This is a genomic window from Burkholderia sp. JPY481 (genome assembly GCF_038900515.1).
Lineage (GTDB): Bacteria > Pseudomonadota > Gammaproteobacteria > Burkholderiales > Burkholderiaceae > Paraburkholderia > Paraburkholderia youngii.
The window spans coordinates 763,133-778,460 of sequence record NZ_JAYMRT010000002.1 but is presented as its reverse complement, the minus strand read 5'-3'; the positions used below and the strand labels follow the sequence as shown (position 1 = coordinate 778,460).

15 protein-coding genes and 1 pseudogene are annotated in these 15,328 nt (G+C 60.6%); 7 read left to right on the top strand and 9 right to left on the bottom strand.

Annotated features, from left to right (window positions below; all coding sequences use genetic code 11):
- From VSR82_RS09045 to VSR82_RS09035, 3 genes are all read right to left on the bottom strand, one after another.
- A complete protein-coding gene (locus tag VSR82_RS09045; protein WP_410850623.1) occupies positions 1–1,170 on the bottom strand; it encodes an ABC transporter substrate-binding protein in 1,170 nt (389 codons plus the stop codon).
- A gap of 252 nt (positions 1,171–1,422) precedes the next feature.
- Positions 1,423–2,367 carry an SMP-30/gluconolactonase/LRE family protein gene (locus tag VSR82_RS09040; protein WP_368585116.1) on the bottom strand — a complete coding sequence of 315 codons (945 nt, stop codon included), beginning with the start codon at positions 2,365–2,367 and terminating at the stop codon, positions 1,423–1,425.
- Positions 2,364–3,353 (bottom strand): dihydrodipicolinate synthase family protein, encoded by a 990-nt coding sequence (locus VSR82_RS09035; protein WP_498857639.1) that lies wholly within the window; start codon positions 3,351–3,353, stop codon positions 2,364–2,366. The genes VSR82_RS09040 and VSR82_RS09035 overlap by 4 nt, the downstream gene beginning before the upstream one ends.
- 579 nt (positions 3,354–3,932) lie before the next feature.
- Between VSR82_RS09035 and VSR82_RS09030 the strand changes: the two genes are divergently transcribed.
- Positions 3,933–4,637 carry a helix-turn-helix transcriptional regulator gene (locus VSR82_RS09030; RefSeq protein WP_368585114.1) on the top strand — a complete coding sequence of 235 codons (705 nt, stop codon included), beginning with the start codon at positions 3,933–3,935 and terminating at the stop codon, positions 4,635–4,637.
- Here VSR82_RS09030 and VSR82_RS09025 read toward each other — a convergent pair.
- On the bottom strand, positions 4,621–4,938 hold the full coding sequence (locus VSR82_RS09025; protein ID WP_013092374.1) for a helix-turn-helix domain-containing protein: 318 nt from the start codon (positions 4,936–4,938) through the stop codon (positions 4,621–4,623). The two genes, VSR82_RS09030 and VSR82_RS09025, sit on opposite strands and share 17 nt — an antisense overlap.
- 154 nt (positions 4,939–5,092) lie before the next feature.
- Between VSR82_RS09025 and VSR82_RS09020 the strand changes: the two genes are divergently transcribed.
- The gene (locus tag VSR82_RS09020; protein ID WP_410850626.1) at positions 5,093–5,686 is read left to right on the top strand and encodes an acyl-homoserine-lactone synthase; all 594 of its coding nucleotides are present in this window, start codon (positions 5,093–5,095) and stop codon (positions 5,684–5,686) included.
- Positions 5,687–5,744: 58 nt separating this feature from the next.
- Here the strand turns inward: VSR82_RS09020 and VSR82_RS09015 are convergent, their stop codons facing one another.
- Positions 5,745–6,434, bottom strand: a complete 690-nt coding sequence (locus VSR82_RS09015; RefSeq protein ID WP_368585112.1) for a FadR/GntR family transcriptional regulator — start codon at positions 6,432–6,434, stop codon at positions 5,745–5,747.
- A 282-nt stretch (positions 6,435–6,716) separates the two neighbouring features.
- Between VSR82_RS09015 and VSR82_RS09010 the strand changes: the two genes are divergently transcribed.
- The 3 genes from VSR82_RS09010 (at position 6,717) to VSR82_RS09000 (ending at position 9,561) form a co-directional block, all read left to right on the top strand.
- Entirely contained in the window at positions 6,717–7,184 is a 468-nt protein-coding gene (locus tag VSR82_RS09010) for a universal stress protein (protein WP_176106710.1), read from the top strand.
- A 314-nt stretch (positions 7,185–7,498) separates the two neighbouring features.
- Positions 7,499–8,155 carry a helix-turn-helix domain-containing protein gene (locus VSR82_RS09005; protein ID WP_176369513.1) on the top strand — a complete coding sequence of 219 codons (657 nt, stop codon included), beginning with the start codon at positions 7,499–7,501 and terminating at the stop codon, positions 8,153–8,155.
- A gap of 113 nt (positions 8,156–8,268) precedes the next feature.
- Positions 8,269–9,561, top strand: coding sequence for an SUMF1/EgtB/PvdO family nonheme iron enzyme (locus VSR82_RS09000; RefSeq protein WP_429455951.1), 1,293 nt, complete (start codon positions 8,269–8,271; stop codon positions 9,559–9,561).
- A 97-nt stretch (positions 9,562–9,658) separates the two neighbouring features.
- Here the strand turns inward: VSR82_RS09000 and VSR82_RS08995 are convergent.
- The 4 genes and pseudogenes from VSR82_RS08995 to VSR82_RS08980 form a co-directional block, all read right to left on the bottom strand.
- Positions 9,659–11,061, bottom strand: a pseudogene (locus tag VSR82_RS08995) (methyl-accepting chemotaxis protein).
- 228 nt (positions 11,062–11,289) lie between these two features.
- Positions 11,290–11,592 (bottom strand): hypothetical protein, encoded by a 303-nt coding sequence (locus VSR82_RS08990; protein WP_429455952.1) that lies wholly within the window; start codon positions 11,590–11,592, stop codon positions 11,290–11,292.
- A 226-nt stretch (positions 11,593–11,818) separates the two neighbouring features.
- Complete coding sequence (locus tag VSR82_RS08985; protein WP_018437078.1) at positions 11,819–12,028, bottom strand: dodecin; 210 nt, start codon at positions 12,026–12,028, stop codon at positions 11,819–11,821.
- Positions 12,029–12,543: 515 nt separating this feature from the next.
- Positions 12,544–13,200 (bottom strand): response regulator transcription factor, encoded by a 657-nt coding sequence (locus VSR82_RS08980; protein WP_410850628.1) that lies wholly within the window; start codon positions 13,198–13,200, stop codon positions 12,544–12,546.
- 294 nt (positions 13,201–13,494) lie between these two features.
- Here VSR82_RS08980 and VSR82_RS08975 point away from each other — a divergent pair, with 294 nt between their 5' ends.
- Positions 13,495–13,872 carry a response regulator transcription factor gene (locus VSR82_RS08975; protein WP_368585105.1) on the top strand — a complete coding sequence of 126 codons (378 nt, stop codon included), beginning with the start codon at positions 13,495–13,497 and terminating at the stop codon, positions 13,870–13,872.
- A 309-nt stretch (positions 13,873–14,181) separates the two neighbouring features.
- Positions 14,182–15,168, top strand: a complete 987-nt coding sequence (locus tag VSR82_RS08970) for an alpha/beta fold hydrolase (protein WP_429455953.1) — start codon at positions 14,182–14,184, stop codon at positions 15,166–15,168.
- The last annotated feature ends 160 nt before the right edge of the window (positions 15,169–15,328 follow it).

The window sequence follows — 15,328 nt, the reverse complement described above, 5'->3', positions numbered from 1 at the left end:
CTAACGGGTCTTCTGCGCGCCGATGTCGGTATCCCACTTCTTGAAGGCCGCGACCATTGCCGCCGCATTCAGCGGCATCGCATGCGGACGATCGCTCAACATCTTCGCGTATTCCGGCCGGCCATACTTTTGCAGCACCTCCTGGCTATGCGCGGGCGCCTGCTCGATCGTGACGCCCTTGATCGCCGGGCCCGGGTAGAAGTAGCCGTCGTCGTAGGTCAATGCCTGCTGCGCGGGCTCCAGCATGAAGTTCATCATCTTGTACAGCACGTCGAGCTTTTCCTTCGGCACGCCCTTCGGAACCACCATGTAGTGCGCGTCGTTGACCCACGTCATGTTGTCGAACGGCTGTACGCGGAATTCGGCCGGCACGATGCCGAGCGCGCGCGGATTGATGTCCCAGCCGGTCACGGTCACGGTCATGTCGCGCGTTCCTTCGCCCAGTTCCTTCATCACCGCCGAGGTGCCGCCCGGATAGTACGGAATGCAGTCGTTCAGCTGCTTCAGGTACGCCCACGTCTTGTCCCAGCCGTGCACCGGGTCCTGCGGGTCCTTGTCGCCGAGCACGTACGGCAAGCCCATCAGGAACGTGCGGCCAGGACCGGAATTGGCCGGCCGCGCGTAGATCAGCTTGTCGGGGTGGGCCTTGCACCATTGCAGCAGTTGCTCGGGTGTCTTCGGCGGATCGCTGACCTTGGCCGGGTTGTATTCGAGCAGCGGACCAGCCGGCATATATGCGACCTCGAGCCCGTAGCCCTGCGCGAGATCCTGCATCTTGCGCGGGCCCGGCGCGTACTTGTCGAGCACACCGGGGAACTGCGCCGCGTTATCGGGCAGCAGTTTGATCCACAGGTTCTGTTCGATGCCGGCCGCGAGCGCGTCGGTGCCGGTCAATACGAGGTCGATATCGGAGCGTCCCGCGGCCTGCATCGCCTTGATCTTGCCGGGCAATTGCGGCGAAGGAGCGTTCGTGAACGTGATGTTCGCGACGAGATTCGGGTTCTTGGCCTTGAACGCCTCGAAGCCCTTCTGCGTGAGTTGAAGATCGCCGGCCACGTCGACGATGTTGATCGTGACCGGATCGGCCGCGTGCGCGGCAACGGCGAACGCCGCGCTTGCGGCGATACAGACGGATACCAGCTTGAACGACAGCCTGTGCGAAACAGTCATTACGTCTCCTCGCTTCTTGGTATGGAAGCCCGCTGGTCGATGTGTTGCGTGCGGACGGTATCTTTCTACCAAGGGAACATAGCGAAGCGCAACAGCCGATGTCAAGCAAATAGTCCAGAGCGCGGGGCCTGGACGAAAACGGCTCGATTGACGTGAAATCCTTGCCGTTCAATGCCTGGTAACGCGAATTAAGGGCAAACCCGAGCATCCGCAGTGGCTGCAACACAAGTTGTCTGGTTAGCGGACAACTGCTCAACCTCCGCGCACGCCCTGCGTATTGACGAACAGCGAATACAAGCCGTGGCTCGCCGCCATGAACAGACGGTTGCGATGCCGTCCGCCGAAGCAAACGTTCGCGCAACGCTCCGGTAGCGCGATATGGCCGAGCGGCTCGCCTTGCGCGGTGAAGACGCGCACGCCGTCGAGTTCGTCGGTGCCCATCCCCCAGCCGCACCACAGATTGCCGTGCACGTCCACCCGAAAGCCGTCGGGGGTGCCCGGACCCGCATCGATCAGCACGCGGTTGTTCGACACCGTCGTGCCTTTGCCATTGGCCTCGACATCGAATACGCGGATCTTGCGCGGCTCGCCGCGCGATTGGACCACGTACAGCAGCGACTCGTCCGGCGAAAACGCGAGGCCGTTCGGGGCGAGCACGTCGTCGATGACCATCGAGACCTCGCCCGTCTGCCCGTCGATCCGATACACGCACGGCTTCAGTTCGGACTGCTGCTGCTCGCCCTCGTAGAAGCCTTCGATGCCGAAGGTCGGGTCGGTAAACCAGATCGAGCCGTCCGATTTGACGACCACGTCGTTTGGCGAATTGAAGCGCTTGCCCTGATAGCGGTCGGCGAGCACGGTGATCGAGCCGTCGTACTCGGTACGCGTCACGCGCCGCGTCAGGTGCTCGCAACTGACGAGACGCCCTTCGCGATCGCGCGTATGGCCGTTCGCATTGTTCGACGATTGACGGAACGTGCTGACCGCGCCAGTCGTTTCGTCCCAGCGCAGGATGCGGTCGTTCGGAATATCGCTCCACAGCAGATAACGGCCGTCGCCGAACCACACCGGCCCCTCCGACCAGCGCGTGCCCTGATACAGGCATTCGACCGACGCCGACGCGATGATCAACGACTTGAAGCGTGGATCGAACACGCGGATGGAGGGATCGGGATAGCGTCTACTGTGATCGGTCATGTGCTTGCCTGCGTGTCGGAGCGGTTCGATTGGGTGGGCGCGAACTCGCGCTCGAGAGCGAGCAGCGTGCACGCGGTCTGAGCGATCTTCGCATGATGCTCGCGCGGCGTCGAACTGAGCAGTGGCAGCAGCGGCCCCATGTCGGCGAGGCCCGTGAATGTGATCGCATCGTGCAGCACGCGGATCAGCGAGATGTCGTTACGCAGCGTTTCGAGCGGCATGAATGCATCGTACAAACGTTGGGCGGTGTCGTTGTCCGCGCTATCGGTCCCGTCGGGGCTCCGGCCGCTTTGCACGGCGCCCAGCAGCGCCATGACCATGCTCGGCGCGATGCAGCCGCTACCGGTCGTCCACGCAGCCAGCCCGAATTCGCGCAGATGCACGAGCGCCGGCCGCTCGCCCATGCCCGATACGATCTTCGCGGCCGGCACCCATTGCAGCAGCCGGCGCAGATACGGATCGTCGGCGGGATCGTCGCGCGGGATCGCGTATTTGACCGCGCTCAACGTGCCACGCTCGACGAGCCGCCCGAGCGTATCGACAGCGACATAGTTTTCGCTCTTGATATACAAGGTGAGCGGCATGCCGGCCGTGTCGGCGATCCGCGTGAGGCCCGTCTCGACGCCCTCGGACGTCGTAAAGCCGCCGAGCGGCAGCACCATCGCGGTGCGGTAACGCGTCTGCGCGAGGATGCGCGCCTGATCGAGCATCTTGCCGTAGTCGGGACCGAGCGCCGGAATCACGCGTGTACCCGGACTCGCGGCCTCGGCGAGCAGGTCCAGTAGCTCGCGGTATTCGCTGACCGCGACGTGATAGAGGTTCGCGTTGCCGCCATACAGTAGCGTGCGTACGCCACCCGCTTCGATATGGCGGATCAGCGCAAAATTCTGGGCAGGGTCGAGCGTGTAGTCGGCGCGACGCGCGAGCGGCGGCACGGCCATGACCGACGCGGCGAACTCGCCGTCGCGGAGCGGAGATTCGTTCATGATGGCTGACGCGCGAAACGCGCTGGGCGGAGGTTTCACGGTAGCATCGGCATCACAATGTCGTCAAACAACCTGCGCATGGCGGTCGCACCAGCATGCCGCCGGCGGCGAATTGCCCGGGAGCCGTTCACGAGATTTCCTTTTGTATAACAATGATGCCGCCGCCCACATGGAAACGGCGCATGCGCTTTTTTTGGCAGGACCGACTCGACGCGCAAATAACCCGCTTTCCCAAATAATCGAATAAATGCGATTAATTCCGAAGCACGAAAGAAATAATGCTGTCAATGAAACATATTAAAATGCGGTAGCCGGATGCGGATTAGCCGCATTTCTCGCCCGACACCCCGGGCGGGTTAAAGGTCTATTTCAATCAGCATAATAATAGGCAACGCCGTCCCTGCTATCACATGGCTGCTATCGTTTACCCCGCGGAGCGCCAGCGCATTGCTTTCGAGTTTTTAGTGATAGATTATGCGGACCAAAAGAGCGGACCGAAGTTTGTCTGCCAATAACCGCGAATGGGATGTTTGCGAGCCTGAGAGAGCCAAGAAATTGTCGCTACACTTTATCGAGCAGATGGCACCGCTACTGGACGCCGCCGACGAGGCGGAATGGTTCGGCGCGATTACGGGCCTCGCCGAAACGTGGGGCTTCGACAGGATACTGGTCGCGATGCTGCCCCGGCCCACCATGCGTCTCGAGGACGCTTACCTGCGCAGCACTTACGCGCCGGCATGGCGGCAGACCTATGACGAACAGGGCATGGTGCATATCGACCCGACGGTCGCGCACTGCCTGTCACGCTCCGCGCCGCTCATCTGGACGCCGGAGATTTTCGCCACCCCGCCACAGCAAGCCCTGTACGAGGAAGCCCGCTCGTACGGCTTGGGTGCGGGTGTGACGCTGCCGATTCACGGGCCGAATCAGGAAGCCGGCATGATGTGCTTCGTCAATGACGACAAGCCGTCGGACGGGTTCAGGCGCCATGTGAACGCCGCGTTGCCGAACCTCGTGCTGTTGCGCGACCTCGTGATCGACACCAGCAAACAGCATCTGGATTCGCATGCGCAGAGCTTGATGCCGAAGCTGACTCCGCGCGAGCGCGAATGCCTGAAATGGACCGCACGCGGCAAATCCACGTGGGAGATATCCCACATCCTGAGTTGTTCGGAAGCCGTGGTGAACTTCCACATGAAAAACATCAGGGCGAAATTCGGCGTGAATTCACGGCGCGCGGCCGCCGTGATCGCGGCCCAGCTTGGGCTTATTGACCCGGGTTGAGCAGCGCGGCCGCGTCGCGGCTGTACATCACGCGCTCGGCGCGACCCAGATCGGCATCCGACACGGTTTTCATGAAGTAAAGGCCAAGCAGGATCGACACCGGCGCCGGGATCTCCGCGCCCGACTCGAAGCGGCTGCCGCGCGACTGCGTGACGCCGAAGCGAGCCCAGAAACGACGCTGGCTCTCTTTTTTCTTCTTCCGGTAGGCAATGATCAGAACACGATCCACTGCCGAAGAGACCTCCGAGGGGCGCGCCTGGAGGTGGGTTTGCGGTTGCCAGTGATTGTCGAGGAGTTCCATTTTGGACCCTTGTAGGTTGGGGGCGGTTACGTGGATGAATTTTGCGATACCCGATAAGCATCCACACCTATCCAGGTAGGTAGGTGGCGCAAAGATTCAGAATGCATAAGTTTTCCTGCGTATCTGGCAGCCCCAACACGCACAGGAGAACGTCATGCAAACCACGATCCGTATTGGACTCCGGCAGGAATTCGACAACGAACTGATCAACGAGATGTACCGGCTGCGCGCCCGGGTCTTTCACGGCCGGCTCGGCTGGGAAATTCCGACCATCGCGGGAATGGAGATAGACGGCTATGACGCGCTCGGGCCGTACTACATGCTGATTCAGGGCGAAGACGAACGGTTGCGCGGCTGTTGGCGACTGATGCCGACCGAAGGTCCGAACATGCTCAAGGACACCTTCCCGCAACTGCTGCATGGCGCAGCCGCGCCGGTCGGCCGACATATCTGGGAACTGAGCCGCTGGGCGATCGAAACCGACGGGGAGGAACAGTCTTTTGGTTTCACGGATATGACAATCCGCGCAATTCAGGAAGTGATGCGTTTCGCACAGCGCATGGGCATTACGCATTACGTCACGGTGACCACCACGCCGATCGAGCGCATGCTGCGCCGTGCCGGGCTCGATATCAGCCGGCTCGGGCCGCCGCTGCAGATCGGCGTCGAGCGGGCCATTGCGCTCGACGTCGCGGTAAGCGCGAAAACGCTGACCTCGCTATTCGGGCCGGTCGCCGACGCGGCTTGAGCCGCGCCGGAGCCTGGCGTCACCGAAAATCTCGACACCTTCACCCGCGCGCGTCGGCTCAGGAACCGAACATCCGTTCCAGCGCGTTCTCGAGATGCGCGCGCATCGCGGCGCCCGCGGCCGCCGAGTCCTTGCGGCGGATCGCGTCGAGCACCGCCATGTGCTCGGCCTGCACCAGCCGCTGCCGCTCCACCGTTTTGACCAGCGACAGATTGCGCGACAGGTTCATGCTGAACAGGATCTGTTCCTCGATGAACGACATCACCGTGATGAAAAACGGATTCTTCGACGCCCGCGCGACCGCCTGGTGGAACAGGAAGTCGTCCTTCGCGCCGATGCCCTGCGCCTCGATGATGCGCTCGAGCTCGTCCCACGCATGCTGGATCGCGGCGATGTCCTGGGCGTCGGCCTTCAGCGCTGCCTGCGCGGCGGCGCCCGCTTCGGTCACGATGCGAAATTCATAGCAGCGGCGGATATCGGACAGCGTCTCGAGTGGCGCGAAGCGGCGCACATCGGGGTCGGGGCGCCGCGCGACGGTCGTGCCCGAGCCGTGCCGCGTCGAGATGATGCCGTCGGCACGCAGTCGCGCGAGCGCTTCGCGCACGGTCGGCCGGGACGTGGCGAAACGCTCCGCCAGCGCATGCTCGGTCGGCAACCGCTCGCCTTCCTTGTACTCGCCTTCGAGGATGCGGTTGAGAATGTCGCCGTAGATCTGGTCGGGTAAGCCCTTAGTTTTTCGATCGTTCATCAGCGGACTGGCCAGCTTGTCTGAATATGGCCTGATTGTAAGGCCAACCTTGTTTCAGCTTCAGCAAACTTATGCGGTTTGCAAGCATGCAAGGCCACTCGCGCGCGCCGCCGCGGCCGCCATTTTGTCCGCGCCAGGCCTGAATATTTGGCAAATGTTTGATTTACATCCTGGTCGGGTGCATCTTTTCCCGCAATCACCTAAGCTTCGTTGGTATAAAAGATCAACAGAACCCTGCCGCGGCTAGCAATGCGGCAGACGCTTTTTTGACGCGGAGCCGATATGTACAAACGCATCCTTGTAGCGGTCGACGGCAGCAATACCTCGCGCCGTGCGTTCGAAGCGGCGCTCGAACTCGCCAAATCGAATGGCGCTGTGCTGCGGCCGTTTTATGTCGTCGAAAACACGCCGATGTACTTCGAGGCGCCCGGCTACGACCCGTCGATCCTGCGCAACCGCCTGATCGAGGAAGGCCAGGAGCTGCGCGCCGAGTTTTCGAAAGTGATGGCCGAGCAAGGTGTGAAGGGCGACCCGGGAGTTTCCGAGGCTTCGTCGCTCGGCGATGTCGCCGAGATCGTGCTGCATGCCGCCGCCGAATTCAACGCCGACCTGCTCGTGATGGGCACGCACGGGCGGCGTGGCTTCCAGCGGCTGATTCTCGGCAGCGTCGCCGAACGGTGCGTGCGCCAGGCCACGTTGCCGGTTCTGCTGGTGCCGTCCGCCGCGGGCGCCGACAAGCAACCCGTCTGACACGGTCATCACGCGCAAGACGGTGAGCCATGACGTCGACATAAGCCGCGGCGGCTCACCTTTCCACCTTCGTCGAGGCACCACCGCCGCTCGGAAAGCGAAGCAGCGAACGCGTCACTTTGCCACCTGTTGAGGGTCATAACGGGTGGGACAATTTCACCACTACCAATATCAATCGCGCGCAGAACATGCTGAATCCCACCGCTGTGCCCCGTTCCTCGACCCGCTCCGCCGGCTCTGCCGCGAGCGGCAGCCGCGAGTCCATGGCGGGACGCGCCACCGCACGCACCGCCGCGCGCTGCTCCAGTTGTTCGATGCGTCAGATCTGCATGCCGCAGGGGCTGTCGGCGGAGGAACTGCCGAAGCTCGAAACGCTGATCTGTTCGGCGCGCTCGGTGCCGCGCGGCGAAGCGCTGTATCGCAGCGGCGACCGCTTCGACAGCATCTACGCGCTGCGTTCCGGCTCGATGAAGACCGTGATGGTCCACCGCGACGGCCGCGAGCAGGTCACCGGCCTGCGTCTTGCAGGCGAGCCGCTCGGGCTGGACGGCATCAGCGCGGACATCCATGCGTGCAGCGCCGTCGCGCTGGAAGACAGCACGGTGTGCATCGTTCCATACAGTGCGCTGAAGCAGCTATGCCGCGAAATCGGTTCGATCCAGGAGCGCATGCACAAGCTGCTGGGTGCGCAGATCGTCAGCGAGGCCGCGCAGATGATGGTGCTCGGCTCGCTGTCCGCCGACGAACGCGTCGCCGCCTTCCTGCTGGACGTGTCGCAGCGCAATGCGCAGCGCGGCTACTCGTGGTCGGAATTCAACCTGCGCATGACACGCGAAGACATGGGCAGCTACCTCGGCATGACGCTCGAAACGGTCAGCCGCACCCTGTCAAGATTTCAAAAGCGTGGCCTGATCGACACGCGGGGCAAGCATATTCACATCGTCGATCTGGAAGGCTTGCGGCAGGTCTGAGCGGTTGGCCCGGGCTGAACGGTCGCTCGGTTCGTCTTGGCACGCCGTCTGCAAGGGGGTAAAGTTTTCAGACCGCCCCCACGGCGACCGTGTTGCATGGAGACCCGGCCCCAATGAATCGCGACCCTGCCCCGCATCATCTGCTCGTGCAGCGCCTGCACGACGCGCGTCAAGTAACCGATGACCTGTTTGCAATCGTCAAACCCGACTACCTCTATGAACGGCCGATCCGCGAGCGTCATCGCGTGGTGTTCTATATCGGCCATCTCGAAGCGTTCGATCGCAATCTGTTCGACCAGCGTCTGTTCGATCTGCCGGCTTTCGCACCGGAACTCGACCAGCTGTTCGCGTTCGGCATCGATCCGGTAGACGGCGGCTTTCCCACCGATCAGCCCAGCGATTGGCCGTCGCTCGACGCCGTGCGCGAGTATGCGATGCGCGCGCGCCGGCAGATCGACGCCGCGCTCGCCGAACTCGGCAACCCGGCGCACGACGAAGCGGCGGTGCAGTTGCTGAACGTCGCGATCGAGCATCGGTTGATGCACGCGGAAACGCTCGCGTACATGCTCCATCAGTTGCCGCTCGCGCAGAAAAACACCGCGTTGCGCGAGCCGGTCGTGACATGCACGGAGCAGCGCGACGCGTTGTCGTCGATGGTCCGCGTGCCCGCCGGCACGACCGTGCTCGGCATGCCGCGCGAGGCCGGCCGTTTCGGCTGGGACAATGAATTCGGCGAAATGGGCGTGGAGGTGCCCGCGTTCGAGATCGATCGATACATGGTCACGAACGGTGCGTTCCTCGAGTTCCTCCAAGACGGCGGATATAGCGAGCCGAAGTGGTGGTCGCCGAAAGACTGGGCGTGGAAGGAAGCGGAGTGCATCGAGCATCCGGCCGGCTGGTCGCAACGCACATTGGAAAACGGCCGCACCGCATGGACGCTGCGCACGATGTTCGACGACGTGCCGTTGCCGCTCGACTGGCCCGTCTACGTGAGCCACGCCGAAGCGAGCGCCTACGCGCGCTGGGCCGGCAAAGCCCTGCCGACGGAGGCGCAATGGCAACGCGCGGCGCACGGCGCGCCGCACGCGGCATCGGGGAACTTCGATTTCCGCAGCTGGGACCCGCGACCCGTCGATGCGCATCCGGACAACGTCAGCGCGTTCGGTGCGGAAGGTCAGTTCGGCAACGGTTGGGAATGGACCTCGACGCTATTCGAAGCGCTGCCGGGGTTCGAAGCGTTTCCGTTCTATCCCGGCTATTCGGCCAACTTCTTCGATGGACAGCATTACGTGCTGAAGGGCGGTTCGGCGCGTACCGCGCTGTGCATGCTGCGGCCGGAATTTCGCAACTGGTTTCAGCCGCACTATCAGTATGTGTATGCGGGGTTTCGGTGTGTGCGGGGTTGATCAACAAAGCGTTAGCTGACCTGCGACACTCCGTGCTTGCGAAGCCGCATCGATCGTGGAAGCCGCATGAGATGCGCACTCCGAACGCGCGAAAACTTTATCGGAAGACGCTCACCGCCTCCGCAAGTCTCGTCGCCTGCTGCTTGAGGCTATCCGAAGCGGCACTGCTTTTCTCGACCAGCGTTGCGTTCCGCTGCGTGATGTTGTCGAGATCGCTCACGGCCTGATCGATCTGGGAGACGCCGCTGCTTTGTTCTTCCGTTGCAGCTCTGACCTCCGCGATCAGATCCGACACTCTCTTCACTTGCGTCACGATCTCGTCCATTGTCTTACCGGCGTCGGCGACCAGGCTGGACCCCGTCTCGACTTTCTCAACGCTGGTCGAGATGAGGTTCGTGATCTCTTTCGCCGCATTCGCGCTACGTTGTGCAAGCGCACGGACTTGCCCGGCAACGACCGCGAATCCTCGCCCCTGATCGCCCGCACGAGCAGCTTCAACGGCTGGATTCAAGGCCAGGATATTGGTCTGGAACGCTATGCCGTCGATGACGCCAATGATGTCCGCAATCCTTCGCGAACTAGCGGTGATTTCATTCATGGTGCTGATGACTTCCGCTACCGCTTTTCCGCCCTTTGCGGCTGCATCGCTAGCGGAACCCGAAAGCATGTTCACCTGCATCCCGATTTCGGCGTTGCTCTTCACCGTCGCTGTCATCTGCGCCATCGAAGCCGCCGTCTGCTGCACATTCGACGCCGCCTGCTCCATGCGCCCGCTGAGATCGTTGTTGCCTTGTGCGATCTCGTTGATCGCGCTCTGGACTGTTGTGACCTGTTCGCTTACGTCGTCGATGAGCCACCGGAACATGAGGCCGAGTTAGCATAGCAGGCATCCAAGGGCAAACGCAGAGAACCCCGCCACCAGCGAAATCTCCCTGACGCCGCAGAGCCAGGCCGCGCACAGAAGGAACGGCGCAGCCGCAAGCAACGCAGACCGGATGCGCCGGCGCACCGGCATGGTCTTGAGGATAGAGGTCCATCCCATCAGGCCCGTGCGAACAATCAGGCCCTTGTGAAAGCGCCGCTTGCTCGCCTTGTGCTCGCGAAACGCACGGTAAAGGGACTCGGCGGTCTTGGTTGCCTCTCGCGAGGGTTTGGTCCGCACTGACCTGTAGCCCGACGTTTGGCCGTTGCGCAAGACCGGAATGGCATTCGCGCGTACCCAGTAGTGGTCGCCATCCTTGCGCCGGTTCTTGATCAGCGCGCTCCACGGCTCTCCTCCTTTGAGCGTCGCCCACATGTCGGCAAACGCCTGCTGCGGCACGTCGGGATGACGGACAAGGTTATGAGGTTGATCTTGAATTTCATCGCGTGAGAAACCGCTAGCCTCGATGAACGCAGCGTTCGCACAGCTAATGTAGCTTGCACATCGGTTGTCGACATCAACGTCGCATTGCCCGGGGTTTCGAACTCGCGCTGCGTGATTGGATGGTTGTTGCGCATACCCTTTTTCCCCGAAAAGAACGATTCAGACTACTCTGGTGTGGATGTGTCGCGAAAGTAGCGTCAGGACGAGTAAGCCCTCGTTGCAATGAGGATGACTTTCCTCGCCAGTGAGTCGGGCTTTGCGGATCACTTGGACCATCCACGCTGTACCAACGTCAGCAGCAGGTTATTCGTTCCGTGCGCGGAATGCCTTTGTCAGTACTCGGCCTGTCCATCTCAGCCGGATTAAAGCTGCTGGCACTCTGTTTTGAACCAGGAGTCGACCAGGCGTTGTGCCGCTTGCAGATCGTCCGGGTAGTATGGATCGTCATACCACGTTGACGCAGCGTAGCCCGCTTTCCTGAGGGCAGTGAGCTCGCTATGGCGTTGCTCTATGGTAGGGTGCGCGTTTTCTCTGAGCGCCACCAGGTCGCGGCACTCCGTCGAGGCGAGGCGTGGCCCGGCATACGGCATGCCACAAGCAGCACAGCCTGCGAGAAGAATCACCAGACCTGGAAGTATTGACCGTCTTCCAGTAGCCATTCTCATCGTGCATCTCCTTTCCTGCGTCGCGCCAATAGAAAGCCCATCAATTCAGTGCTTCCTTGAAATAGCGGCGGTGCGGAGGGCCGTAAGTTTTCGGTTCCCGGCGACATCGGCATGAATGCCGTGGTGCGATGCCACCGATATTGTTTTCGATTCCAACTTCCACTCACACTGGATCGTTGTTCGGGTTTGCGCGACGTCAGGCGCCAGCGAGTTGTGCGGCAGCTGCTCAGTCCTCGATGCGCAGGCCGACCTTCAGCGTCACCTGCCAGTACGCGACCTTGCCGTTCTCGATCTGGCCACGTGTTTCCGTGACCTCGAACCAGTGCAGATTGCGCAGCGTTTCCGATGCTTTGGCGATCGCTGTGGTGATCGCGTCGTCGATCGATTTCTTCGACGAACCGGTCAGTTCCACCTTCTTGTAAACGTGTTCTGACATAAATGTCCTCATTGGTGTGCGCCGGCGAGCGGCAAAAAGCTGCTCCGATACGCAGATGGAAAATAAATACGCGACGGTCCGGTTGAACCTCGTACTTGAGACGGCCTGTTTCAATTCACCGCGAGAACTTTGGATCGCATAACGCGTTTGCCATTCGCTGCAGTGATTGCACCGGGCGCTGGCAGTTGCTGTTTCAAGACGTCACGCTTCAGCACCGCAAGACGAATGTTAGGGGGACGTCCCCACGAGAAGAAGGTCGAAAGAGGGCAACACGGCGTTGCATCGAAGAACATCAATCGACGTTGCCCCGGGGGGCTCTTGCCGAAGATGAGCGTCCAACCGGCAAAATGAATCGAAGTCGCGTGTGCCAGACCATGGGGTGCGGCCTGGTGGAGTACACACACGATGGCGTGAGAGATTCCGCTCTCAGACAGTCGGATCAAGAATCTGGGCCGCCTTTGATCTGCAACTCCTCGGGAGAATTCGTAACGACTTCACCGCCTGGACCCTAACCGTCAATACCGTCCGCGTTCCGCCGATCTGACGATCTCCATCTTTCTCACCAGATCGGCAAGCGATAGCGCTTCAAGCTTCTTCATCGCAGCGCCACGGTACATCTTGATGGTGATTTCGCTCAGGTTCATTTCAGCAGCGATCTGCTTGTTCAAAAACCCCTTCACAACGAACCAGATTACTTCACGCTCCCGCGCGGTCAGCGTGTTATAACGCGCCAGAAGCGCAACCCTTGTGAGAGATTTTTCCAATTGCTCAGCATGACGGCCGATCGCCGACGAAACAGCGTCGATAACACGTTGCTCTCGAACAGGTTTGGTCAGGAAATCAACGGCGCCGGCTTTCATGGCCTCCACTGACATTTCAATATCGCCATGGGCAGTCATGACGATAATTGGCATGTCGACCTGATGGTTTCGCGCACTCAACTGGAACGTCAAACCACTCTCACCCTGCAGGCGGACGTCCAGTAGCAGGCAGCTTGGAACCCCCGGTTTTTCAGCCGAAATGAAATCCCGGATCCGCTCAAAGGTTCGCACCGAATATCCGCACGAACGCAACAAGCTAGATAGTGCCGAGAGCATTGACGCATCGTCGTCGATTACATAGACGATTGCACCGTCTGTGCTAGCCACGGCCGGAAAAACGTTTTTCTCCATTCGCGTTCCTTTCCCCGTACTGGTGTACACAATGCATAGGTCCGTCAGTGGGAATAGTCGCTCTTTCGGAATGAGATGTAATTGTAAGCTAATGGTGCGGTCGGAGCGGGTATCACAAGCAGCGCCGGCAGTAGCTCACGACTTACTGGCTACTAACATTCTACCGACAAACAGCACTGCCCCTATATATACCTGCGTATGATTTTAAGCGGCCCACCCGTCGGGTATGATCGCATTCATCCGCTGGACGCGATGGCCACTCCGCGCAATCGGCGCGGACAGGGAGAAAGATAATTGCGCGCGTCACAGGTAATTTGGGTCGTTGACGACGATCCCTCGGTTCGATCGGGTCTATCAACCTTACTCAGATCGTTTGACTACGATGTCGTGACCTTCGAATCGGCCGCCGAGGTGTTGGCACATACCGGCGATACTCAGCCCGACTGCATCGTTTCAGATGTTCAAATGCCGGGATTGTCGGGCATTGAATTGTCTGTGCGCCTGATTGAAAACGGGTGGCGCATACCAACGATATTTATCACCGCATATCCGACGCCCGAACTGCATCGTCAAGCTTTCGCGACCGGAGCCTGTGCCCTTCTGATCAAGCCTTTGGGTGCCAACGACCTGGCAGCTGCCATCGAGACTGCGACGAGCAAGCGATCCGGTTAGCGTTGTGAATCAGATACTTCTATCGGAAACCTCGGGAAGCGCTACTTCCGTCGGCGCAATATCGACACCCTGCCTTCGGTAACTGTATTCGGCCGCGCCAGATCGGGGTGGCCCCTCATTCAAGAGCCGATTAGCGTCGCGTCCTTTGATGTTTCCGGATGCAACACGACGTTGCCTTCTTTCAGCCTTTTTTTCGTCGGGATGCCCCCCTAACATTCCTCTCGCGCTGCTGAAGCATGACTTCGTGCGATCGCCATGGTCAACGAAACCAGACCCGCTCAGAGCAGACGCTCAACAACGAGGATGAATATGAAAAGCAGTAAGGTGAATGAACAACCCACACGTCGAAAATTGTTGATCGGCGGTGCCGCGGCCGCAGGCGGCCTGGCGGCCGCCATGCTCCCGGGTACGGTTCAGGCAAGCCCAGCCGTCGCTTCACCGCAGGCATCGAAAGCGGACCACCGACACTTCTCGAGTTACATATCGTCGAAAGATGGCACTCAGTTGTACTACAAGGATTGGGGTGCAGGCCGCCCCGTGGTGTTCTGTCACGGCTGGCCGCTTAGCTCCGATAGTTGGGAATCGCAGATGATGCTAGTGGCGTCGCACGGCTTTCGCGCCGTGGCGCACGACCGCAGAGGCCACGGACGTTCGAGCCAACCGTGGAACGGCAATGAAATGGATACCTATGCCGACGACCTGGCGACGGTGTTCGAAACGCTCGGCCTCAAGGATGCCGTACTTGTTGGCTTTTCCACCGGCGGCGGCGAGGTTGCACGCTATCTGGGCCGTCACGGTACTCGACGCGTGTCAAAAGTCGTGCTCGTGTCGGCTGTTCCGCCGTTGATGCTGAAAACTCCCACAAACGTGGGGGGATTGCCGATCGAGGTATTTGACGGCCTGCGTGCTGCTCAATTGGGGAACCGCTCGCAGTTCTACAAAGACGTGCCATCCGGACCGTTCTATGGCTTCAACCGCCCCGGCGCCAAGCCGTCGCAGGGCTTGATCGATTCGTGGTGGGCGCAGGGCATGCAGGGCGGCCACAAAAACACGTACGATTCGATCAAGGCATTCTCCGAAACCGACTTTACCGAAGATCTGAAAAAGATCGACGTCCCGACGCTGATCATTCATGGAGAAGACGATCAGATCGTGCCTATCGACGCAGCCGGCCGCGCATCGGCAAAGCTGATAAAGAACTCGAAGCTGATTGTCTACCCGGGCGCGCCGCATGGCTTGACTGACACGCACAAAGAGAAATTCAACGCGGATCTGCTCGCATTCATCCAAAGCTAAGCGCGGCTAGAACTTCACTGATCACAAGGGCAAGGACTCTCGTCCTTGCCCTCTTTTGCATGCGGGTCGCCCACTCGCGTGCGTCTAATAACTCGTCCTGCAAGGACATGCGACGCTCCCCGTACAACGCGCGCATACGCTTCAAATGTCGCGCTAAATG